The following is a 20,716-nucleotide window of genomic DNA, read 5'->3' as shown; positions in this document are numbered from 1 at the left end:
GCTGACGGGAAAGCAACGCTGTCTGAAACCGCTACTGGCGGAAAATGGCTGGATCGAAGATCTATGCGAGCGGCATTAATCCATAAAAATGCTGTCTATTCGAATCGAAAAATCCGTCCGGCGCTGTCGATAATTAAACGATTATTCACCAGACGTTGATTGGCGAGCCATGAAATGAAACAGCCCCTTCGCCTGCGCGAAGGGGCTGTTCGGCTCTACGCCATCAAACGGTCAAACGCGCTCGATCGCGATCGCAATGCCCTGACCCACGCCGATACACATCGTGCACAGCGCGTAACGGCCCTGCGTGCGTTGCAGTTGATACATCGCGGTCGTCACGAGGCGCGCGCCGCTCATGCCGAGCGGGTGACCCAACGCAATCGCGCCGCCGTTCGGATTCACGCGCGCGTCGTCGTCCGCCACGCCAAGCGCACGCAACACCGCCAGACCTTGCGACGCGAACGCTTCGTTCAGTTCGATCACGTCGAACTGGCCGATGTTCATGCCCAGACGCGCCAGCAGTTTTTGCGTGGCGGGCGCCGGGCCGATGCCCATCACGCGCGGCGCGACGCCCGCCGTGGCGATGCCGAGCACGCGAGCGCGCGGCGTGAGGCCGAAGCGTTTGGCCGTTTCTTCGTTTGCGAGCAGCAGAGCGGCCGCGCCGTCGTTCACACCCGACGCGTTACCTGCCGTCACCGTGCCGTCCGAACGCACGACGCCCTTGAGTTTGGCGAGCGTTTCGAGGCTGGTTTCGCGCGGATGTTCGTCCTGCGAGACGGTGACCGGATCGCCCTTTTTCTGCGCGATCGTCACGCCGACGATTTCCTGCGCGAGCGTGCCGTCGCGTTGCGCGCGCGCGGCCTTCTGCTGGCTGCGCAGCGCGAATGCGTCCTGATCGGCGCGGCTGATGTTGTAATCCGTGGCGACGTTTTCGCCGGTCTCCGGCATCGAATCGACGCCGTACAGCTTCTTCATCAGCGGATTGACGAAACGCCAGCCGATGGTGGTGTCGTAAATTTCAGCCTGACGCGAAAACGCGCTGGTGGCTTTGCCCGTGACGAACGGCGCGCGGCTCATGCTTTCGACGCCACCCGCCACCATCAGCGCAGCTTCACCGGACTTGATGGCGCGCGCGGCGATGCCGACGGCGTCCATGCCCGAGCCGCACAAACGGTTGACGGTCGAGCCCGGCACGTCGAGCGGCAGACCGGCCAGCAGCAGCGACATGCGCGCCACGTTGCGGTTGTCTTCGCCCGCCTGATTCGCGCAACCGTAGATCACGTCGTCGATCGCGCTCCAGTCGACGTCCTTGTTGCGCTCCATCAGCGCCTTCAGCGGCACCGCGCCGAGGTCGTCGGCGCGAACCGACGAGAGCGCGCCGGCGTAGCGGCCAATCGGGGTGCGAATGGCGTCGCACAGGAATGCTTCGGTCATGTGATGTCTCCAGTTGATGTGCTGCGTGCGCCACGCCGACGGCCTGACAACAGATGCCTGGCAACTGTGGCGGCGGTGAGGCCTGGCGCAGGAATTCAGCGGTAAATCCGAAAGCCGGGTTCGATAAGCGACAATCAAGCCAAAATGTTCTATATACGAACAATAGGTCACATATCGAACAACAAGCCCCGATAATAGGCGTGTCGCGGAAAGCGTGTCAAGCAAAGCCCGGTTCGCACCAGGGAAACCACGCAGCCGGGGAAGTCGCTCGCCGCACGGGCGAAACATTGGAACAACGATACGCTCGTGACGGCGGCCGCGCATCGGCGCGCCGTCACGAGGCTTGGGCGGGGTTTCAGCGGATCTGGATGTGTTCGTCTTCGATATAGGCGCGGATCACGTCGGCGAAACTGCGCTCGCCAACGAGACCGAGCTTCTCGGCGCGCGTGGTGTCCCAGCGACCCGGCCAACTGCCGACGATCTTCTCCACGCGCTCTTCTGGCTGCCACACGATCCGTTGCGCCACCGCGTCGCCCGCCACTTCGCGCAAGGCGGCCACCATTTCGTCGACACTCACCGAAATGCCCGGCAGATTCAGCACGCGCTGGTTGCCGAGCGCGGCTGCGTCGAGTTCGAGACCGGCGATCAGGTTGTCGATCGCCTTGCGCGGCGACAGCAGCCACACGCGCGTACTGCCCGCCACCGGACACACTGCCGTCTCGCCGTTCAGCGGTTCGCGAATGATGCCGCTCGCGAACGACGAAGCCGCCGCGTTCGGTTTGCCCGGCCGCACGCTGATGGTCGGCAACCGCAATACGCGGCCATCGACGAAACCGCGCCGCGCGTAATCGTTCAGCAGCAATTCGGCGATCGCCTTCTGCGCGCCATACGACGACTGCGGATTCAACGCCGTATCGTTCTGCACGACCTCCGGCAGATCGCCGCCATACACCGCGACCGAACTCGTGAATAGCACGCGCGGACGGTGTCCGCGTTGCCGGCAGATTTCCAGCAGCAGGCGCGACGCGTCCAGATTGATGCGCATGCCAAGATCGAAATCGGCCTCGGCCTGCCCGCTCACGATCGCCGCCAGATGGAAAATCGCTGCGGTGTTCGTGTCGATTGCGTGCTCGAGCACGCTGCGCTCCGCGATATCGCCGACTTGCGTGCGAACACGGCTGTCGCCGAAATCGTCGCCGCGCACGACATCGAGCAAGACGAGTTCGGTGATCGCTTGCAGTGTGCCGTGCGCGTCTTTCAGCACGCCACGCGTCAGCAGTTCGCGGGCGAGACGCTGACCGAGAAAACCCGCACCGCCGGTAATCAGTACTTTCATGATGGATTTCGTCCCGTGAGTTGGTCATGCTTCGTTCATGCCTTGTCGAGATACGGTTTGAGCCAGCCCAGACCCGCCGACGTGGCCGCACGCGGCCGGTACTCGCAACCGATGTAACCGTCGTAACCGAGCGAGTCGATCAGATCGAACAGGTACGGATAATTCAGTTCGCCGATATCGGGCTCGTGACGCTCCGGCACGCCCGCCACCTGAATGTGGCCGATGCCCGCCATGTCGCGTTTGAGCTTCATCGCGAGATCGCCCTCGACGATCTGGCAGTGATAGCAATCGAACTGCACCTTCAGATTCGGCGCGCCGACTTCCGCGCAAATAGCCTGCGCATCGTCCTGACGGCTCAGAAAAAAGCCCGGCATGTCGCGCTGGTTGATCGGCTCGATCACGATGGTCATGCCGTCCGCCTGCGCGGTCTTCGCCGCGTGAGCGAGGTTTCGCAGATACACCTCGCGATGCCGCTCACGCGATTGATCCGCGCCGATCAAACCCGCCATCACATGAATCTTGCGATTGCCGATCACGCGCGCGTAGTCGAGCGCCGTGTCCACGCTGCGGCGGAATTCGTCTTCACGACCGGGCAACGAAGCAATGCCGCGCTCGCCGGCCGCCCAGTCGCCGGGCGGCGCATTGAACAGCGCCTGCGTGAGTTGCGCGGCGTCGAGCCGAGCCTTGATTTCGCCGGCGCGATAGTCGTACGGGAAGAGATATTCGACGGCCTTGAAGCCGTCTCGCGCCGCGGCGGCGAAGCGATCGAGAAAAGCATGCTCGTTGTACATCATCGTCAGATTGGCGGCGAAGCGAGGCATGGCAAAAGCTCCTTGAATACGGTGATGTCTGCGCGCGGCATGGAAGGCCAACCGCGCCGTTTAATTTTGCTTAGTCAAACGAACTATTTTTCCTGCTACGACGTGCTACCAGCGCGCGCCGAACGAGACGCGCAGTTCTTCGAGCGCGGCCTCGTCGAGCGGCGCGGGAGGTGGCGTGGTCATCAGCCACAGGCGCGCCGTTTCCTCCAGTTCTTCCAGCGCGTACGAAGCATGCGCGACGGACCGCTCCCACACTACCGGGCCGAGCCGTTCGAGCAGTACCGCGCGCACCGTGTCGGCAAGCGCGGCGATCTGTTCGGCCACCTGCGGGTCGCCGGGGCGGCGATAACGAATCAGGGGGACATGTCCCACTTTCATCACGTAGTAAGGCGTAATGGGCGGCAGCACATCGTGCTCGCGCCATACGCCCGCCAGCGTCAACGCGACGAGATGCGTGGAATGCGTATGCACGACGCCACGCGCCGCGCTATTGCGCGCGTAGATGCCGCGATGCAGTGCGAGCGTTTTCGAGGGCTTGCCGCCCGACACGGCCTGGCCGTCGAAGCCGACCTTCGCGATCGCGGCGGGATCGAGCCGGCCGAGACAGGCGTCGGTGGGCGTGATGAGCCAGCCGTCATCGAGGCGCGCGCTGATGTTGCCCGCCGTGCCGACGGTATAGCCGCGCTCGTAAAGACTCGCACCCGTCACGCAGATTTCTTCGCGCACGCGGGCTTCGCCGGTCGTGTGCAGTGCGGGCGTGCCGTTCATGTCGCGGCTCCGTCGAGATGACGCAGCGCCTTCTCGAAGAAATCTTCGCTGCCGAAATTGCCCGACTTCAACGCCAGCGCGAGCGGTTCGTCGCCGGTCGTCGCGGTGGCGGGTACGCCGGGATCGATCTGCGCGCCGATACGCAGCGTCCGCACGTCGAGCGCCTGAACCACCGCGCCGGACGTCTCGCCGCCCGCGACCACGAACTTGCGCACGCCACGCTCGAACAGGCCGCGCGCAATCGACGCCAACGTGCTTTCGACCAGATGGCCCGCTTCACTCACACCGAGTTCGCTTTGCACGGCCTTGACTTCGTCCGGCGTGGCGGTCGCGTAGATCAGCATCGGCTCGCCCGCGTCGAGATGCGGCTGCGCGAAGGCCAGCGCCTGCTCGACCACCGGTTCGCCGCGCGCGGCGGCGAGCGGGTCGATGCGGAACGCCGGCCGCGTATCGCGCCACGCGGCCACCTGGGCACGCGTCGCAGTCGAGGCGCTGCCCGCCAGCACGGCGGATAAACCTTCGACTCGCGGCAAGCTGGCGGCGTCGGCGTGCTCGTCGAGTTGACCCGCGCGGCGGAAATTGCCGGGCAAGCCCAGCGCCACCCCGGAGCCGCCGGTGATCAGCGCGAGATCGGCGCAGGCCTCGCCGAGCACGTGGAGATCGGCATCGGACACCGCATCGGCGATCGCCATGCGTACGCCTTCGTTGCGCAGCGCGTCGAACGATTCACGCACGCGCGCGACACCTTGCGCGACCGCGTCGTAACGCACGAGCCCGACTTTCGACGACGTCTGCCGCTGCAATACGCGCACCAGGTTCGCGTCGCGCATCGGCGTGAGCGGATGATTCTCCATGCCCGATTCGTTGAGCAGCGTATCGCCGACAAACAGATGTCCGCGAAAAATCGTGCGGCCGTTCTCGGGAAACGCCGGACAGGCGATCGTGAAAGCACGCGCGCCGCCGTCCGCGGACAAGGCGTCGAGCAGCGCATCCGTGACGGGACCGATGTTGCCTGCGTCGGTGGAATCGAAGGTCGAGCAATACTTGAAGAAGAACTGACGGCACCCTTGCGCGCGCAACCAGTGGAGCGCCGCAAGCGACTGCGCAACCGCGTCGGCCGCGGGGATCGTGCGCGACTTCAGCGCCACCACGAGGGCATCGGCGTGAACCGGTTCTCCGGATGCCGGTACGCCGATGGTCTGCACCGTACGCATGCCGCCGCGCACGAGCATATTGGCGAGATCGGTGGCGCCGGTGAAATCGTCGGCGATGCAGCCGAGCAGCGCACCTTGCCGTGATGGAGTCGTCATGGACGTGTCCTCGTTTATTTGCCCGCCGGCACGTCGATGCCGGGGAAAATCTTGATCACGGCGGAATCGTCTTCTCCGCCATGCCCCGCCGTCGACGCCATCATGAACATCTGATGCGCCGCCGCCGACAAAGGCAGAGGAAATTTCGACTGCCGCGCGGTGTCGAGCACGAGACCGAGATCCTTCACGAAAATATCCACCGCCGAGAGCGGCGTGTAATCGCCGTTTAGAATGTGCGGCACGCGGTTCTCGAACATCCACGAATTGCCCGCGCTGTGCGTGATGACCTCGTACAGCGCCTCGGGATCGACGCCCTCGCGCAAACCCAGCGCCATCGCCTCGGCGGCAGCGGCGATATGCACGCCGGCCAGCAACTGATTGACGATCTTCACTTTCGAGCCGACGCCGTGCGCCATACCCAGCCGATACACCTTGCCCGCCATCGCGGCGAGCACGTCTTCGCAGGCGGCGTACGCCGACGCCGGACCCGAGGTCATCATCGTCATCTCGCCGGACGCCGCGCGCGCCGCGCCGCCCGAAACCGGCGCGTCGAGCATCTGCAGTCCGGCTGCTTCGATGCGCTTGCCGAGCTGGTCCGCGAAGGCAGGCGCGACCGTGGCGCTGGCAATCACCACGCTGCCCGGCTTCATGGCCGCCACCGCGCCCTGCTCGCCGAACAGCACGGCCTCGGTTTGCGCGGCATTCACCACCAGCGTGACAACCACTTCGCACTGCGCGCCGAGTTCGGCGGGCGTCGCGCAGCCCACGCCGCCCTTGTCGACGAAAGCCCGCAACACCTCGCTGCGCAGATCGCACGCATGTACGCGAAAACCGGCTCGCAGCAGGGAACTGGCTACACCCAGTCCCATTGCACCGAGTCCGATGACACCGACATTTCTGGACATACCTGACCTCGCTGAATGCGTGATGCGCTTGTGTCGTCCGAAGCCGGCGCGTTTCCTTTTTCGGGCCGGCCGGGTTGATCGCGACGCGACGTGCTCTAGCGTGCTCTAGCCGATGCCCGCTTCCGTGAGCCGCCGGGCGGCGTTGTACAGATGCGTTTGCGCCGCCTCGCGCGCGGCAAGCGGATCGGCCGAGCGGATCGCCGCCGCTATCGCCGCATGCTCCTCGCGCACCTGACGCGAGAAGTCCTCGCGCAAAGCTTCATTGCGGCGCGTCACGACCGTGCCTGCTTCCAGGTACTGGTTCAGGAACGTGAGCGTCTTGACGAAATAGGGATTGCCGGTCGCGGCCGCGATGGCACGGTGAAACGCCACGTCTTCGGCCACGCCGTTCCGGCCTTCGGCTTCGGCCATATCGATGCGCGCGAGTGCGGCGTTGATCGACGCCATGTCGGCATCGGTGCGGCGCGTGGCGGCCTCGGCGGCAACTTCCGCTTCGATGGCCCGTCGCAAGGCGAGGATCTGCACCACCGAGCCGGGCTCGGCCGCTTCCGCGGAATCGATGCGCAGCGGCCGGATCGTGCCGTGCGACGCGATGAACACGCCGCTGCCCTGGCGCGGCTCCACCACGCCTTCGTTCTTCAGGCGCGAAATGGCTTCGCGGATCACCGTGCGGCTCACGCCGAATTGCTGCGCCAGCACGGCCTCGGTCGGCAGCTTGCCGACACGCTCGAACGCGCCCTTGTCGATCTGCGTCAGGATCTGCTGCGCGACGGTGTCGCTCAGCGCACGGGCGGGAATCTTCTCGAACATCGAAGCCTCGATCGTCATGTCGTCAGGTCATCATACAAATTTGAGACAAACTCTGCATCCATGCAAACCCTCGATCCGCTCGCGGCCTCGCCCGCAGTTGGCGAAATAGAAGGCTTGAGCTATCGTCACGGCTTTCGATGGCCTCGCGCCGGCCGCCTTGCCGCACCGGCACCCGCATTCCTCGAACCCACTTCAAGGCCCATGAGCAAAGCCCTGCCGCCGTCTTCCGCCGTTCCCGACAACGCCGAACCGGCCCCGGACAAACCGGGCGACTCGTACGTGCAGTCGTTCGCGCGCGGCCTGGCAGTGATCCGCGCATTCGACGCGTCGCGCCCCGAGCAGACGCTGACCGACGTGGCGGCCGCCACCGGGCTCACGCGGGCCGGCGCGCGCCGCATCCTGTTGACGCTGCAAACGCTGGGCTACGTGGAAGCCGAGGGCCGGCTTTTTCGCCTGACGCCGAAAATCCTCGATCTCGGTTTCGCCTATCTGACCTCCATGCCGTTCTGGAATCTCGCGGAACCAGTCATGGAACAGCTCGTCGCGCAGGTCCACGAGAGTTGCTCGGCGGCCGTGCTCGATCGCACGGAGATCGTCTACGTGCTGCGCGTGCCGACTCACAAGATCATGACGATCAATCTTTCGATCGGCAGCCGCTTGCCTGCCTATTGCACGTCGATGGGCCGCGTGCTGCTCTCCGCGCTCGACGACGACACGCTCGACGCCACGCTAAATTCGACGCCGCTCTACGCGCACACGCCGCGCACCGTCACCGACAAGGAAGAATTGAAGAAGGTGATCGCGCAGGTGCGCCGCCAGGGATGGGCGATCGTCGATCAGGAACTGGAAGGCGGCCTGATTTCATTGTCCGCGCCGATCTGCAACCGCCAGGGCCGCGTGATCGCCGCGATGAACATCAGCGGCAACGCGCAGCGCAATTCCGCCAAACAGATGGTGAAGGCGTTTCTCGAACCGCTGCAACAGGCCGCGCAAACCGTCTCGGAGATGGTGGCGCGGCGCGGCTGAGCCTGCGCCGGCGCCGTCGAGCGCGGCGCGGGTCGCACCGCGGCCGCGCTCAGTCGACCGGCTGCTCCGCCGTTTCCTTCAGCATCGACACCGCGATTAGCGACACCACCACGCACGCGGCAACATAACCCGCCGGCGCGAGCTTGCTGCCGGTCAGCTTGATGAGCCACGTGGCCACTAGCTGCGCCGTGCCGCCGAACACACAGACGCTCAGCGCATAGGCGATCGAAATGCCGGTCGCGCGCACGCGTCGCGGAAACGACTCGCACATCAAGGCGAATTCCGACGCCGAACCCATCGAGTAGAACAGCAGCATCAGCGCCGTCAGCGACATGATGACGGGCAACTGCGGAAAGCGGTTGATCAGCATGAAGGCCGGAAACAGCAGCAGCACCAGCACGCCGCGTCCGAACAGGATCGGCCGCTTGCGGCTGCCGATGCGATCCGAGAGCATGCCGAACAGCGGACACGTGACGAGCATCACGAGCCCGGACGCGACGCCGACCAGCATCGATAGCGACATCGGCAGGCCAAGCGTGTGGATCGCGTAGGTCGGCATGTAGAACGTGAGAATGTAGGTGGAGACGGTGCCGCCCATCACCGTCAGCGTGATCAGCAGCAGCGTGCGCAGATGACGCGTGAACAGTTCGTGCAGCACGCCACGCTCGATGCCGTGGCCGTGCGCGCCGACAGCGTCGTCCGCGAGACGGCGGCGCAAGTACATGCCGACCGGCGCGATCAGCACGCCGATCAGAAACGGAATGCGCCAGCCCCAGCTTTCCAGCGACTCTTTCGGCAGGGCGCCCGACAAAGCCGCCGCGATGCCCGAGCCCATCAGCGCCGCGCCGCCTTGCGTGGCCAGTTGCCAGCTGGCCCGGAAGCCGCGCCGTGTGCCGCCGCCCTGCTCCAGCAAGGTCGAGGTCGCCGCGCCGAATTCACCGCCTTGCGAGAAGCCTTGCACGAGCCGCGCCAGCACGATCAGCAGCGGCGCAGCAAGGCCGATCTGCGCATACGTGGGCGCGATCGCGATCACGCCGGTGCTGATCGCCATCAGCATGATGGTGAGATTGAGCGCCGCCTTGCGGCCTTTGCGGTCGGCGTAGACGCCGAGCATCACGCTGCCGAGCGGACGCGTGATGAAACCCGCCGCGAACGTCGCCACGGAAAGCAGCAGCGAGGTGGTCGGGTCCGCCGAAGGGAAAAACAGCTTGCCGATGATGACGGCAAAAAAGCCGTACACGGTGAAGTCGAAAAACTCCAGCCAGTTGCCGATCACGGCCGCGGCAATTGCGCCGCGGCTGGTGGTCCGGCTGGCTTCGGCGCTGCGCGTGGTGCCGGTCGTGGTGTTCATCGCTGTCTCCTCGTTCTTATCGTTTATGGTGTCGACGGCCGCCTGCATCATGTTATGCAGGCAGGGCGCACTCACTGGCCCAGATAGCGCTCCACGAGCCGGGTCCAGAAAGCCGCGCCGATGGGCAGATTGCGGTCGTTGAAATCGTAGTGCGGGTTGTGCACCATGCAGCCGTCTTCGCCCGCGCCGTTGCCGATGCGCAGGAACGTGCCGGGGCGTTTCTGCAGCATGAAGGCGAAGTCTTCACTGCCCATCAGAATGTCGGTTTGCGCGACCACCTTGTCGTCGCCCACCAGTTCACGCGCCACTTCCACCGCAAAATCCGTTTCGGCATCCGAATTGATCACCACCGGATAGCCTTCGATGTACTCCACCAGCGCCTTGCCGCCGTAGCTCGCGGCCTGGCTTTCCGCGAGTTCCGTAATGCGCTGCTTCAGCAGCGTGCGCACTTCCGGGCTGAACGAGCGCACGCTCAACTCCAGCTTCGCGCTGCTCGAAATGACGTTGTTCGCCGTGCCCGCGTGCATCGAGCCGACCGTCACCACGGCGGGTTGCGACGGATCGACGTTACGCGCGACGATGGTTTGCAGCGCCATCACGATGCTCGCCGCGATCACCACCGGATCGACGGTCAGATGCGGGCGCGCCGCATGGCCGCCCACGCCTTCGATCGTGATGATCGCCTTGTCGCCCGCCGACATGAACGGCCCCTTGCGGAACAGCAGCACGCCGGGTTCCGCGCCCGGATGGTTGTGCACACCGAACACGGCGTCGCAGGGAAAACGTTCGAACAGGCCGTCTTCGATCATCTTCACGGCGCCGCTGTCGATGCCGCTTTCTTCGGCCGGCTGGAAATACAGATGCACCGTGCCGGAGAAATTGCGGGTTTTGGCGAGATGCTGGGCGGCGCCCAGCAGCATCGTGGTGTGGCCGTCGTGGCCGCACGCGTGCATCTTGCCGTGCGTGCCGCTCGCGTACGGCAAACCGGTCTGCTCGATGATCGGCAACGCGTCCATGTCGGCGCGAATGCCGATGCTGCGCGTGCCGTCGCCCACCTTCAGCGTGCCCACCACGCCGGTGCGGCCCACGCCGCGCGTGATCTGCCAGCCCCATTGCTCCAGTTTGTCGGCGACCAGCGCCGCTGTTTGCACTTCTTCGTAAGCCAGTTCGGGATGGTGATGAATGTGATGGCGAATCTCGCGCAGGCTCTCGGCGGCACTCGCCAGATCGGACACTTCGGTAAAACGCGCGGCTTCGCTCATCTCTTGGCTCCATGGATTCACGCCGCGCAAAAAACGCGGCAAACAGGCGAGCACTATAGCCACGCCGTTTTGTTCGAATAAGATGCTGTTTTTTTCACCCCGATCAAAAACACTTATATACGGGAATACCCTCATGAAGCTGCAGCAGTTGCAGGCCTTCGTGGCCGCCGCGCATCACCGCAGTCTGCGCGCCGCCGCGCGCGAGCTCGGCGTGACCCAACCGGCCGTCACGCATTCGATTCGCGAACTGGAAAGCGCGCTGAACGCCGAGTTGATGGTGCGCAGCGTGCGCGGCATCGAATTGACGGCGTGCGGGCTGGCCTTGCTGCCGCGCGCCGAACAGTTGCTCGGCGACATGCGCCGCACGGTGGAGGCGGTCGAACAGGTGAAGGGCGAACTGGCCGGCAAGGTGAACGTCGGCACCATGCCGTCGATTGCGCTAACGGCGCTGCCGCACGCCGTCTCCACGTTCCGGCGCGCCATGCCGCTCGTGAATCTGCATCTGGAAGAAGTGACCGTGCCGCAGGCCGTCGCGCGACTGCGCAACGGCGAACTCGATATCGCGGCGATTCATCATGTGCAGGCGCTGGACAGCGACCTCGTGCAGACACCGCTTTTTTCGACGCAGTTCGTGGTGGCGATGCGCGAAGGTCACCCGTTGGCGAACTGCACGCGTCTGCACGAGCTGATCGACGCCGAATGGATCGTGACGGTCGGCGCCGATCACTTCCCTCATAGCGTGATGATGACGATGTTCAGCTCACACGGTTTGCCCGTGCCGAAGCGGCTACTGCGCGCGCCGTCTTCGTTTGCGGTGACGCTCGGTCTCGTGTCGCAAACGGATGTGATCGGCTGCTTCACGCGGCCTCTGGCCCATCGGGTCGCGCCGCTCGGCATCCGGGTCGCGCCGATCGAAGAGTCGCTGCCGAACTACGAGATCAGCATCATCTCGCGGCGCGATCTGCTGCCGACGCCCGCCGTGCGGCAGTTCATCTCGTGTTTGCAGAATGCGACGCGGGAGAAGATGCCGGAAATTGCGTAGCGCGCTCCGGCGAAGTGTGCGCGGCGGCTTTCAGAAACGCCACCAGCGCCCGGCCCGCGTCTTCCAGCGCGCCGGAATTGTCGATCGTCGTGCAGCGGATCGAGTCAGGCAGCGAAAACGGCGCACGGCGCGCGAGCCGCGCCGCGACCTGTTCCGCCGATTCCCTTGCGCGCGCGCCGAGCCGCGCTTCGAGAATCTCGGGCGCGGCGTCCACGTGCACGACTTCGATATGCGGATAGCGCGCGATGGCATGCTGCAAGTGCTGGCGCGAGCCATTCACCACCACCGTGCAACCGCGCGCGAGCCACGCATCCAGCTCGATCCCGATGCCGTAGCGCAACGAATGGCTCGACCATTCGAGCGCGAACAGACCGAGCACCGAGCGCTCCGCGAATTCCTCGACGCTCAGCGCGACATGTTCTTCGCCGTTGCCGCTCGGCCGCGTGATGTAGCGATGCGCGAACAGAATCGGCTCGCCCATCAGATGCCTGCGCGCGAAACCCAGCAGCGAATCTTTGCCCGCACCCGACGGGCCCATGACATAAACCAGACGACCTGCCATTGTTATTTCACCTCGCGGGTCTGAAACGGTACACGTTGCCACAACATGAACGGCTCGCCGGGCGCGGGCTCCACGAAGAGCGCCGCGTGATCGACGGCGAGCGGTCCGAGCGCGGGCGCATGCGCCTGCCACCAGGCCAGCAGCGTCGCGCGTTCGTCCGCGTCGGCGAGCGAACTGGAGAGCGTCATGTGGAAACGGAATTCGTCGAATACGTAGGGATAGCCCCATTCGAGCAGCAATTCACGTTGCCGCTCGCTCAGGGGCGCGGCGAGCCGGCGCGCGAGATCGTCGGACGAAGGTTTCGCGCGCAACTCGTGCAGCGTGCGCAGTGCGCTGCCGGCCAGTGCCCGCATGTCGTCTTCGGCTTGCCGGCCGGCCGGACGCAGCGCGACGAAATCGCCGAGCGTGGCCGCTTCGATGGGCAAGGTGAACGCGCGCTGCGTGTTCGCCCAGTTGCGGGTGGCGTCCAGCACGTGTTGCTGCGTGACGCCGTCGGCGAGGCGGAACGGCGCCACCAGCGTGCCATGCCAGCCGTAGCGGCGCGGTGCGCCGGTCAGGTCGGCGAGTGGCCGCGCCAGACCTTCGGGTTGCGGCTGCGTGCGCGGCTCACCGCTTTGCGCATCGCGACCGAGCCAGCTCGACCCCGCTTCCCACCATGCCGATTCGCGCATCGGCGCGTAATACACGGCAAAACGAGCGTCGGCACCCCACGCACCGCCGCTCATACATCGTGCTCCACCATCAATTGCACGCGATCCGCCGCGAAATGCGTGAACCCGTACTTGACCGGCGTGCCGTCCATATCCACGTCGACGTTCTCGACCCACAGCACCGGCTGCTGACGGTTGATGTTCAGACGCCGCGCCACTTCCGGCTCGGGCAGCACGCTGCCGATGCGGCTCCACTTGCGCAGATAGTCGCCCACGCCGAACTCGGCCATGGCCTTCGTGATACTGCCGGTGCGCTCCAATATTTCCGGCAGGTTGCTAAAGCGCGCGGCCGGATACCAGTTGCGGGCGAAGGTTAGCGGCACGCCGTCGGACTCGTGCAGCGTCTCGATCCGGTACACCAGCGAGCCCGAGCGCAAGCCCAGCGCCTTGGCCACATCCGGCTCGGCCTTCACGCGCGAAGACGACAGCATGGTCCCGGCCGCCGCGTGATGCTGTTGCCGCAAGTTTTCTGTAAACCGGGTGCGTCGGCCAATCGTATAGTCGATCGCGCCGGGTTGCACGAAGGTGCCGCGCCCCTGTTCGACGCTCACGAGGCCCAGCGCCGCGAGGCCGAGCATGGCCCGGCGCACGGTGTGGCGGTTCACGTCGAAGCGTTTGGCCAACTCGCCCTCGCTCGGCAGACGGCCTTCTTCGCCGAAACCGCTGGCGGCGATTTCCGCCGCCAGAATCTGCTCGATCTGCCGCCAGACGGCGACGCCCGCGCCGCGTTCGAGCAGCGTGCCCGGCGTCGCGTTGTCGTTCGATGTCATGGTGCTGTCATTCCCCTGAGTTCAAATAATCGCTGTTTCTTGCTGCATTGTAGTGCGCAAGCCGTGATGGAAATGTGAAACGGCGCCACGCGCGACAACGCAACACAAGCTTACCTTTAAACGTCTAGACGTTTAGATGAATAGATGGTCAAATGACTTTGCGGCGATTGGTCCGCCAGTTTGTCTGCTGTCCGTCTATTCCTCGCTCGCTGGATCAACAGGAACTTCGATGAGTGCTACTCCCGACTCGCCTTCATCCGCCACGCGGCGCGCATGGATGGCCGTGCTGGCCCGCACGCCGCGCGCCGATCTCGAAGCCGCGCTGGAACACGCGCTGCAAGGCAGCGCGAAGCCCGCTTACGACTGGCTGCGTCCGCCTGAAATCGGCCTTGCGATGGTGCGCGGCCGGGTAGGCGGCAGCGGCGACCCGTTCAATCTCGGCGAAGCCACCGTGACGCGCGCCACCTTGCGCCTGCGCGGCGCAGCGGACCAGGCGCCGACAGTCGGCGTGGCGTGCCATCTGGGCCGCGACAAGCGGCGCGCCGAACTGGCCGCGCTCGCCGACGCGCTGCTGCAACGGGCCGAGCACCACGAGGCCTTGCATCGTCAGCTGATCGAGCCGTTCGCCGCGCAGCAAGCCGCGCGCCGCGTCGAACGCCAACAGGACGCGGCGGCAACGCGCGTCGAATTCTTCACGATGGTCCGGGGCGACTGATGGAAAACTCGCAGATTGCATTGTCGACATTGACGCCGGGTTTCGCCGATCCGGTCCACGATACGCAAGCCGTGTTCCGCACCCTGCTCGACGCCTTGTCGCGGCCGGGGACGGTCGGCGTGGTGGGGAACGTGCTACCGGAAGTACGGGCCACGCGCGCCGAACCGGCCGCCTTCGCCGCCTTGCTGACCCTGTGCGACTACGCTACGCCGGTCTGGCTCGCGCAGCCGGATACGGCGCTCGGCTCGGCGCTGCGCTTTCATACCGGCGCGCCGCTGGTCGACGAACCGGAACAGGCCGCGTTTGCCTATATCCACGACGCCGGCGCGATGCCGTCGCTCGAACGCTTCGCACTGGGCGAAGCGGAATCGCCCGAACAGTCGGTGACTTTGCTGGTGCGCGTGGAATCGCTGCACGGCGGCACGCCCGTCGTGCTGAGCGGCCCCGGCATCCAGCACAGCGCCACCATCGCGCCGCTCGGCCTGCCCGAACATTTCTGGCGCGAGCGCGCCGCCCTCGCGCCGCTGTTCCCGTGCGGCGTCGACTGTTATCTCGTCTGCGGCGCCGAACTGATCGGCCTGCCGCGCACAACTCAAGCGAAGGTGAACTGATGTACGTTGCCGTCAAGGGTGGGGAACGCGCGATTGAGGCGTCGTGGCGTCTGCTCGACAAGGCGCGCCGTGGCGATACGCGGCTGCCCGAATTGAGCGTCGCGCAGATTCGCGAGCAGATGCGCCTCGCTGTCGCACGCGTGATGACCGAAGGCTCGGTCTACGACGAAGAACTCGCCGCACTCGCGATCAAGCAGGCCGCGGGCGATCTGGTCGAAGCGATCTTCCTGCTGCGCGCTTATCGCACCACATTGCCGCGTTTCGGCTACACGCAGGCCATCGACACCGAATCCATGCAGGTCGAGCGGCGCATCTCGGCAACGTTCAAGGACGTGCCCGGCGGTCAGTTGCTCGGCGCGACCTACGACTACACGCAGCGTCTGCTGGATTTCGCCTTGCTGGCCGAAGGCGGCACGCAAGCGGCCGATACCGTAGCCGTCGCAGCCATCGCCCCCGAAGCAACCGGCGGCACGCCGGCCGAAGCGATGCCGCGCGTGGTGAGTCTGCTCGATAAGGAAGGTTTGATCGAGCAGGAACGTCCCACGCCAAACGCGCCGGAACCCGGCGATCTGTCGCGCGAACCGCTCGCCTTTCCCGCCAGCCGCGCCACGCGTCTGCAAAATCTGGCGCGCGGCGACGAAGGCTTTCTGCTCGCCATGGGCTATGCCACGCAACGCGGCTATGCACACACGCACCCGTTCGCCGGCGAAATCCGCTTCGGCAGCGTGGTGGTGGAAATGGAACTCGACGAGTTGGGCGAAGCCGTGGAAATCGGCGACATCGACATCACCGAATGCCAGATGATCAACCAGTTCGCCGGCAGCGGCGAGGTGCCGCCGACCTTCACGCAAGGCTATGGACTGGCGTTCGGTCACTCGGAGCGCAAGACGATGGCGATGGCGCTCGTCGACCGCGCGTTGCGCGCCGAAGAACTCGGCGAAACGCTCGCCTCGCCGACCCAGGACATCGAATTCATGCTCTCGCACAGCGACAGCGTGGAGGCCTCCGGCTTCGTGCAGCATCTGAAGCTGCCGCATTACGTGGATTTCCAGTCCGAACTCGAACTCGTGCGGCGTCTGCGCGAACAGCACGCGACACAAAGCGGCAAACAGGACGACGACCGACAGGAGCAGGCAGCATGAACGCACCCGACACCTCTCTCGCCACGGCCTCGTACGACAGCGCTGCCGAGGGCTACAACTTCGCCTACCTCGACGAGCAGACCAAGCGCATGCTGCGGCGCGCCCTGCTCAAGGCGGTCGCGGTGCCCGGCTACCAGGTGCCGTTCGCGTCGCGCGAAATGCCTTTGCCGTACGGCTGGGGCACCGGCGGCATTCAGGTCACGGCGGCGATCATCGGACGGCACGACACGCTCAAGGTGATCGACCAGGGCTCGGACGAAACCACCAACGCCGTGAACATTCGCCGCTTCTTCGCGCGTACGACAGGCGTGGCCACCACGCGCCGCACCACCGAAGCGACGATCATCCAGACACGTCACCGCATTCCGGAAGCGCCGCTTACCGAACAGCAGATTCTGGTCTATCAGGTGCCGATGCCCGAACCGCTGTACCGGCTCGAACCGCGCGTGGCCGAATGCAAGAAGCTGCACGCGCTCGCCGATTACGGTCTGATCAGCGTGAAGCTCTACGAAGACATCGTGCATCACGGCAGCATCGCGACCACTTACGACTATCCGGTGATCGTCAACCATCGCTATCTGAGTTCGCCCTCGCCGATTCCGAAGTTCGACAATCCGAAGATGCACATGAATCCCGCGCTGCAACTGTTCGGCGCCGGACGCGAGCGGCGCATCCACGCCATTCCGCCTTATACGCCGGTGCGCAGCCTGGATTTCGACGATCACCCGTTCGAAGTGCAGAAGTGGCAGCACGCCTGCGCGCTGTGCGGGTCCACGGAAAGCTTTCTCGACGAAATGATCGTCGACGACGCGGGCAAGCGCATGTTCGTCTGCTCGGATAGCGACTATTGCCACGAACGCCGCGGCGATCAGGATCTGGAATTGCCGGCCTACGAGGCGCGCAAAGGAGAAGCCGCATGACCCCGCTGCTGAGCGCTCGTGCGCTCACCAAACAATACGGCGGCCGCAACGGCTGCAGGAACGTCAGCTTCGATCTCTATCCGGGCGAGGTGCTGTGCATCGTCGGCGAATCCGGTTCGGGCAAGACAACCTTGCTCAATACGCTCGCGCTGAAAACCGACGCCGACGGCGGCTCGTTGCATTACACCGCCACGCATGGCGACAAGCTCGATCTGCTGGCCTTGTCCGAACCGCGCCGGCGTCTGCTGATGCGAACGGAGTGGGGCTTCGTGCAGCAGAATCCGCGCGACGGCCTGCGCAGCGGCGTGTCCGCCGGCGCGAATATCGGCGAGCCGTTGATGGCCGTCGGCGCGCGCCATTACGGCGACATCCGCCACACCGTCACGCAATGGATGGAGCGCGTCGAACTCGACGCTTCGCGTATCGACGAATTCCCCGCCGCATTTTCGGGCGGCATGCAGCAGCGCTTGCAGATCGCACGCAATCTCGTCACGGGTCCGCGCCTCGTCTTCATGGACGAACCGACCGCCGGGCTCGACGTTTCCGTGCAGGCACGTCTGCTCGATCTGCTGCGCACGCTGACGTCCACGCTGCATCTGTCGGTGCTGATCGTGACGCACGATATCGGCGTGGCGCGTCTACTCGCGCATCGTCTGATGGTGATGCAGGGCGGCGAAGTGGTCGAGTCGGGTCTCACCGACCAGGTGCTCGACGATCCGCAGCATCCGTACACGCAAACGCTCGTTTCCTCGGTTTTGCCGGTTTGAGGCTGATCTATGCAATCCACTGACATGCGCTCTCCTGATTCACGTGCCGACTCGAGTGCCGACGCACATGCCGACTCACGTGCGTTTCAGGACAACGAAGCACTGATGCTGCGCGCCGTCGGCATCCGCAAGACGTTCACGTTGCACGGCCAGGGCGGCGTGCAGATCGAAGCGCTCGCAGGCGTGTCGCTCGACGTCGCGCGCGGCGAATGCGTCGTGCTGGTCGGACCGTCGGGCGCGGGCAAGAGCACCTTGCTGCGCTGCCTGTACGGCAACTATCTCGCGAGCACCGGCTCGATTGCGATTCGCGATGCGGCGGGCGACGGCCACGCCGTTGCCATCACCGGCGCGGAACCGCACGACGTGCTGCGTTTGCGGCGCGGCGTGGTCGGCTACGTCAGCCAGTTTCTGCGCGTCATTCCACGCGTGAGCACGCTCATGCTGGTCGCCGAACCGCTGCTCTCGCGCGGCGTCGCGCAGGACGAAGCACTCGATCGTGCGTCTGCGTTGCTGGCGCGGCTGAACGTGCCGCAGCGTCTCTGGAATCTGGCGCCTGCCACGTTCTCCGGCGGCGAGCAGCAGCGCGTGAATATCGCGCGTGGCCTGATCGCCCAGCATCCGGTCTTGCTGCTCGACGAGCCCACGGCCTCGCTCGACGCGGAAAACCGCGACGTGGTGGCCGATCTGATCGTCGAGGCACGCGAACGCGGCGCGGCGATCGTGGGCATCTTCCACGACGAAGACACGCGTAACAAGGTCGCGACGCGCCGCCTGGAACTTCAGCCGCCGCTGCGCGCCGAACCGGCACGAAACCGCACTACACTCACACACTGAAGTCTGACTGACTACGGAGCAAGTCGATGTTGATCAGAAACGCTCGCGTCGTGACGCGAGACGAAGTATTCACCGGCGTGGTACGGATCGAAGACGGCGTGATCCGTGATATCGAACGCGGCACGACCTCGGCGCGCGAGGCCGAAGACTGGGAAGGCGACTACCTGCTGCCCGGTCTGATCGAACTGCACACGGACAACCTCGAAAAGCATCTCGCGCCGCGCCCAGGTGTGCAATGGAACACCGACGCCGCGTTCGTCATTCACGACGCGCAGGTGGCCGCCGCCGGCATCACCACGGTGTTCGACGCGCTCGCCATCGGCACGCGCGCGAAAGTGGGCTTGCGTGGCCGCGATCTGCAAACGCAATGCGCCGAAGCCCTCACGCGCTTCTCCGAACGCAAGCTGCTGCGCGCCGAACACTTCCTGCATCTGCGCTGCGAAATCGCAACCGCCGACGTGGTGGAAGTGTTCGATTCCCTGTGCGCGCATCCGCTGCTGCGGCTCGCGTCCGTCATGGATCACACGCCGGGACAGCGTCAATGGCACGACCGCGAACAATGGCGCCGCTTCCAGGAACGCAACGGCAAGCTGACCGACGAACACGTGGCGACCGCGCTGGTGGAGTTGTCGGTGGAGCAGGAACGTTACGCGGACGCGCATCGTCACGAGATCGTGCAGCGTTGCAAGCGGCTCGGCATTCCGGTGGCGAGCCACGACGACACGTTAATCGAACACGTCGAGCAGGCCAAGGCGGAAGGCATCGTGCTGGCCGAATTTCCGACTACCCGCATCGCTGCGCAAGCCGCGCGCGACCATGGCATTTCGACCATCATGGGCGCGCCGAACATCGTGCGCGGCGGCTCGCACTCGGGCAACGTGTCGGCGCTCGAACTGGCGAAAGCGGATCTGCTCGATATTCTCTCGTCGGATTACGTGCCGTCCAGTTTGATGACGGCGGTATTCGATCTCGTCGACAAGGCCGGTTGGACTCTGCCGCGCGCCATGGCCACCGTCTCGGCCGAACCGGCACGCACGGCGGGATTGCATGATCGTGGTGCGATCGAAGCGGGACTGCGCGCCGATTTCGTGCGCGTGACGATGCTCGACAAGTTGCCGGTGCCGCGCGCGACATATCGCGCCGGGGCACGGATCGTGTGAGAAAACCTCAGGCTTCGCTGGGAACGGGAAGCAGCGGTTCGACCGCTGCCCAGCGGGTCCAGCGAGGCGTCTGGTCGACGGCTTCGACGTGTTTTTCCGGCGCCTCGACACGCAGCGTGCGCGAGCCGTCGTCGAAAACCAGCGACTCGATCGTCAACGGACGACCTTCGGCCGCGCCCGCTTCACGCACGTGACCGGACTGATAGGTAAAGCTGAGGTTGCCTTCGCGCAATAGTTCGAGAAAGGCAGCGAAGTCGGGGGTGGATGGCCGGGATGCCCAGCGATTCAGCAGAGTGGCAGCGATTTCGGCGTCGTACATTCTGTACCTCTTCTAGACATGAGCCGCGCCTTGAATATAACGTAAAAAATCTGAACGTGCTGCAACGCAGCATCCGTTCGCGGCGCATTGTGCGCGTCGGGCCACAGTTTGTCGCGCTCTACACCGCACGTGGCCGTCCCG

21 protein-coding genes and 1 pseudogene are annotated in these 20,716 nt (G+C 65.1%); 9 read left to right on the top strand and 13 right to left on the bottom strand.

Annotated features, from left to right (window positions below; translation table 11 throughout):
* Positions 1-231: 231 nt before the first annotated feature.
* The 7 genes and pseudogenes from pcaF to P3T18_RS13105 all read right to left on the bottom strand — a co-directional run bounded on the left by pcaF (position 232) and on the right by P3T18_RS13105 (position 7,384).
* Complete coding sequence (gene pcaF / locus P3T18_RS13135; RefSeq protein WP_429300356.1) at positions 232-1,434, bottom strand: 3-oxoadipyl-CoA thiolase; 1,203 nt, start codon at positions 1,432-1,434, stop codon at positions 232-234.
* Between the two features lie 355 nt (positions 1,435-1,789).
* On the bottom strand, positions 1,790-2,770 hold the full coding sequence (gene denD / locus P3T18_RS13130) for a D-erythronate dehydrogenase (RefSeq protein ID WP_429300355.1): 981 nt from the start codon (positions 2,768-2,770) through the stop codon (positions 1,790-1,792).
* Positions 2,771-2,805: 35 nt separating this feature from the next.
* Positions 2,806-3,591 carry a 2-oxo-tetronate isomerase gene (gene otnI / locus P3T18_RS13125; protein WP_429300354.1) on the bottom strand — a complete coding sequence of 262 codons (786 nt, stop codon included), beginning with the start codon at positions 3,589-3,591 and terminating at the stop codon, positions 2,806-2,808.
* 105 nt (positions 3,592-3,696) lie between these two features.
* Positions 3,697-4,359: an aldolase gene (locus tag P3T18_RS13120; protein ID WP_429300353.1), complete on the bottom strand. Its 663-nt coding sequence runs from the start codon at positions 4,357-4,359 to the stop codon at positions 3,697-3,699.
* Positions 4,356-5,669: a 3-oxo-tetronate kinase gene (otnK, locus tag P3T18_RS13115; RefSeq protein WP_429300352.1), complete on the bottom strand. Its 1,314-nt coding sequence runs from the start codon at positions 5,667-5,669 to the stop codon at positions 4,356-4,358. Before otnK ends, P3T18_RS13120 begins: the two co-directional genes overlap by 4 nt.
* Before the next feature lie 14 nt (positions 5,670-5,683).
* Positions 5,684-6,646 (bottom strand): annotated as a pseudogene (ltnD, locus tag P3T18_RS13110) (L-threonate dehydrogenase); the annotation flags it as partial.
* A gap of 33 nt (positions 6,647-6,679) precedes the next feature.
* Complete coding sequence (locus P3T18_RS13105) at positions 6,680-7,384, bottom strand: FadR/GntR family transcriptional regulator (RefSeq protein ID WP_429301085.1); 705 nt, start codon at positions 7,382-7,384, stop codon at positions 6,680-6,682.
* A 201-nt stretch (positions 7,385-7,585) separates the two neighbouring features.
* On the opposite strand from P3T18_RS13105, the gene P3T18_RS13100 reads away from it, so the two are divergent.
* Entirely contained in the window at positions 7,586-8,410 is an 825-nt protein-coding gene (locus tag P3T18_RS13100; RefSeq protein WP_429300351.1) for an IclR family transcriptional regulator, read from the top strand.
* 49 nt (positions 8,411-8,459) lie between these two features.
* Here P3T18_RS13100 and P3T18_RS13095 read toward each other — a convergent pair whose 3' ends face one another.
* Positions 8,460-9,761, bottom strand: a complete 1,302-nt coding sequence (locus P3T18_RS13095; RefSeq protein WP_429300350.1) for an MFS transporter — start codon at positions 9,759-9,761, stop codon at positions 8,460-8,462.
* Between the two features lie 71 nt (positions 9,762-9,832).
* Positions 9,833-11,023, bottom strand: coding sequence for a M20 aminoacylase family protein (locus P3T18_RS13090; protein WP_429300349.1), 1,191 nt, complete (start codon positions 11,021-11,023; stop codon positions 9,833-9,835).
* A 133-nt stretch (positions 11,024-11,156) separates the two neighbouring features.
* Between P3T18_RS13090 and P3T18_RS13085 the strand changes: the two genes are divergently transcribed.
* The gene (locus P3T18_RS13085) at positions 11,157-12,065 is read left to right on the top strand and encodes a LysR family transcriptional regulator (RefSeq protein ID WP_429300348.1); all 909 of its coding nucleotides are present in this window, start codon (positions 11,157-11,159) and stop codon (positions 12,063-12,065) included.
* Here the strand turns inward: P3T18_RS13085 and phnN are convergent.
* From phnN to phnF, 3 genes are read right to left on the bottom strand one after another with little or no spacing between them, the layout of a single operon-like run.
* Positions 12,013-12,627 carry a phosphonate metabolism protein/1,5-bisphosphokinase (PRPP-forming) PhnN gene (gene phnN, locus P3T18_RS13080; RefSeq protein ID WP_429300347.1) on the bottom strand — a complete coding sequence of 205 codons (615 nt, stop codon included), beginning with the start codon at positions 12,625-12,627 and terminating at the stop codon, positions 12,013-12,015. The two genes, P3T18_RS13085 and phnN, sit on opposite strands and share 53 nt — an antisense overlap.
* A 2-nt stretch (positions 12,628-12,629) precedes the next feature.
* The gene (locus P3T18_RS13075; protein ID WP_429300346.1) at positions 12,630-13,352 is read right to left on the bottom strand and encodes a DUF1045 domain-containing protein; all 723 of its coding nucleotides are present in this window, start codon (positions 13,350-13,352) and stop codon (positions 12,630-12,632) included.
* Entirely contained in the window at positions 13,349-14,107 is a 759-nt protein-coding gene (gene phnF / locus P3T18_RS13070; protein WP_429300345.1) for a phosphonate metabolism transcriptional regulator PhnF, read from the bottom strand. Before phnF ends, P3T18_RS13075 begins: the two co-directional genes overlap by 4 nt.
* Positions 14,108-14,336: 229 nt before the next feature.
* Between phnF and phnG the strand changes: the two genes are divergently transcribed.
* From phnG to P3T18_RS13035, 7 genes are read left to right on the top strand one after another with little or no spacing between them, the layout of a single operon-like run.
* Positions 14,337-14,822 carry a phosphonate C-P lyase system protein PhnG gene (gene phnG, locus P3T18_RS13065; RefSeq protein WP_429300344.1) on the top strand — a complete coding sequence of 162 codons (486 nt, stop codon included), beginning with the start codon at positions 14,337-14,339 and terminating at the stop codon, positions 14,820-14,822.
* On the top strand, positions 14,822-15,433 hold the full coding sequence (gene phnH, locus P3T18_RS13060) for a phosphonate C-P lyase system protein PhnH (protein ID WP_429300343.1): 612 nt from the start codon (positions 14,822-14,824) through the stop codon (positions 15,431-15,433). Before phnG ends, phnH begins: the two co-directional genes overlap by 1 nt.
* A complete protein-coding gene (locus tag P3T18_RS13055) occupies positions 15,433-16,575 on the top strand; it encodes a carbon-phosphorus lyase complex subunit PhnI (RefSeq protein WP_429300342.1) in 1,143 nt (380 codons plus the stop codon). The genes phnH and P3T18_RS13055 overlap by 1 nt, the downstream gene beginning before the upstream one ends.
* Positions 16,572-17,495, top strand: a complete 924-nt coding sequence (locus P3T18_RS13050) for an alpha-D-ribose 1-methylphosphonate 5-phosphate C-P-lyase PhnJ (protein WP_429300341.1) — start codon at positions 16,572-16,574, stop codon at positions 17,493-17,495. Before P3T18_RS13055 ends, P3T18_RS13050 begins: the two co-directional genes overlap by 4 nt.
* Entirely contained in the window at positions 17,492-18,262 is a 771-nt protein-coding gene (phnK, locus tag P3T18_RS13045; protein WP_429300340.1) for a phosphonate C-P lyase system protein PhnK, read from the top strand. The genes P3T18_RS13050 and phnK overlap by 4 nt, the downstream gene beginning before the upstream one ends.
* A 24-nt stretch (positions 18,263-18,286) precedes the next feature.
* Complete coding sequence (phnL, locus tag P3T18_RS13040) at positions 18,287-19,096, top strand: phosphonate C-P lyase system protein PhnL (protein ID WP_429301084.1); 810 nt, start codon at positions 18,287-18,289, stop codon at positions 19,094-19,096.
* A gap of 26 nt (positions 19,097-19,122) precedes the next feature.
* Positions 19,123-20,256, top strand: a complete 1,134-nt coding sequence (locus P3T18_RS13035; RefSeq protein WP_429300339.1) for an alpha-D-ribose 1-methylphosphonate 5-triphosphate diphosphatase — start codon at positions 19,123-19,125, stop codon at positions 20,254-20,256.
* A 7-nt stretch (positions 20,257-20,263) separates the two neighbouring features.
* On the opposite strand, the gene P3T18_RS13030 is transcribed toward P3T18_RS13035, so the two are convergent.
* Positions 20,264-20,575 (bottom strand): hypothetical protein, encoded by a 312-nt coding sequence (locus P3T18_RS13030; protein ID WP_429300338.1) that lies wholly within the window; start codon positions 20,573-20,575, stop codon positions 20,264-20,266.
* Between the last annotated feature and the right edge of the window lie 141 nt (positions 20,576-20,716).

Source organism: Paraburkholderia sp. GAS199 (genome assembly GCF_050436585.1).
GTDB lineage: Bacteria > Pseudomonadota > Gammaproteobacteria > Burkholderiales > Burkholderiaceae > Paraburkholderia.
Note: the sequence above shows the minus strand (reverse complement) of the source record. Positions and strands in the feature narration are given on the sequence as shown.

What these genes read in the sequence shown, in the direction of transcription:
- P3T18_RS13030 (WP_429300338.1), bottom strand. Translation starts at nt 20,575, where the DNA reads ATGTACGACGCCGAAATCGCTGCCACTCTGCTGAATCGCTGGGCATCC.
- phnH (WP_429300343.1), top strand. Translation starts at nt 14,822, where the DNA reads ATGGAAAACTCGCAGATTGCATTGTCGACATTGACGCCGGGTTTCGCC.
- phnK (WP_429300340.1), top strand. Translation starts at nt 17,492, where the DNA reads ATGACCCCGCTGCTGAGCGCTCGTGCGCTCACCAAACAATACGGCGGC.
- P3T18_RS13120 (WP_429300353.1), bottom strand. Translation starts at nt 4,359, where the DNA reads ATGAACGGCACGCCCGCACTGCACACGACCGGCGAAGCCCGCGTGCGC.
- P3T18_RS13050 (WP_429300341.1), top strand. Translation starts at nt 16,572, where the DNA reads ATGAACGCACCCGACACCTCTCTCGCCACGGCCTCGTACGACAGCGCT.
- phnL (WP_429301084.1), top strand. Translation starts at nt 18,287, where the DNA reads ATGCGCTCTCCTGATTCACGTGCCGACTCGAGTGCCGACGCACATGCC.
- P3T18_RS13095 (WP_429300350.1), bottom strand. Translation starts at nt 9,761, where the DNA reads ATGAACACCACGACCGGCACCACGCGCAGCGCCGAAGCCAGCCGGACC.
- phnF (WP_429300345.1), bottom strand. Translation starts at nt 14,107, where the DNA reads ATGACATCGAACGACAACGCGACGCCGGGCACGCTGCTCGAACGCGGC.
- otnK (WP_429300352.1), bottom strand. Translation starts at nt 5,669, where the DNA reads ATGACGACTCCATCACGGCAAGGTGCGCTGCTCGGCTGCATCGCCGAC.
- P3T18_RS13085 (WP_429300348.1), top strand. Translation starts at nt 11,157, where the DNA reads ATGAAGCTGCAGCAGTTGCAGGCCTTCGTGGCCGCCGCGCATCACCGC.
- P3T18_RS13035 (WP_429300339.1), top strand. Translation starts at nt 19,123, where the DNA reads ATGTTGATCAGAAACGCTCGCGTCGTGACGCGAGACGAAGTATTCACC.
- P3T18_RS13055 (WP_429300342.1), top strand. Translation starts at nt 15,433, where the DNA reads ATGTACGTTGCCGTCAAGGGTGGGGAACGCGCGATTGAGGCGTCGTGG.
- denD (WP_429300355.1), bottom strand. Translation starts at nt 2,770, where the DNA reads ATGAAAGTACTGATTACCGGCGGTGCGGGTTTTCTCGGTCAGCGTCTC.
- phnN (WP_429300347.1), bottom strand. Translation starts at nt 12,627, where the DNA reads ATGGCAGGTCGTCTGGTTTATGTCATGGGCCCGTCGGGTGCGGGCAAA.
- P3T18_RS13090 (WP_429300349.1), bottom strand. Translation starts at nt 11,023, where the DNA reads ATGAGCGAAGCCGCGCGTTTTACCGAAGTGTCCGATCTGGCGAGTGCC.
- P3T18_RS13100 (WP_429300351.1), top strand. Translation starts at nt 7,586, where the DNA reads ATGAGCAAAGCCCTGCCGCCGTCTTCCGCCGTTCCCGACAACGCCGAA.
- pcaF (WP_429300356.1), bottom strand. Translation starts at nt 1,434, where the DNA reads ATGACCGAAGCATTCCTGTGCGACGCCATTCGCACCCCGATTGGCCGC.
- otnI (WP_429300354.1), bottom strand. Translation starts at nt 3,591, where the DNA reads ATGCCTCGCTTCGCCGCCAATCTGACGATGATGTACAACGAGCATGCT.
- P3T18_RS13075 (WP_429300346.1), bottom strand. Translation starts at nt 13,352, where the DNA reads ATGAGCGGCGGTGCGTGGGGTGCCGACGCTCGTTTTGCCGTGTATTAC.
- phnG (WP_429300344.1), top strand. Translation starts at nt 14,337, where the DNA reads ATGAGTGCTACTCCCGACTCGCCTTCATCCGCCACGCGGCGCGCATGG.
- P3T18_RS13105 (WP_429301085.1), bottom strand. Translation starts at nt 7,384, where the DNA reads ATGTTCGAGAAGATTCCCGCCCGTGCGCTGAGCGACACCGTCGCGCAG.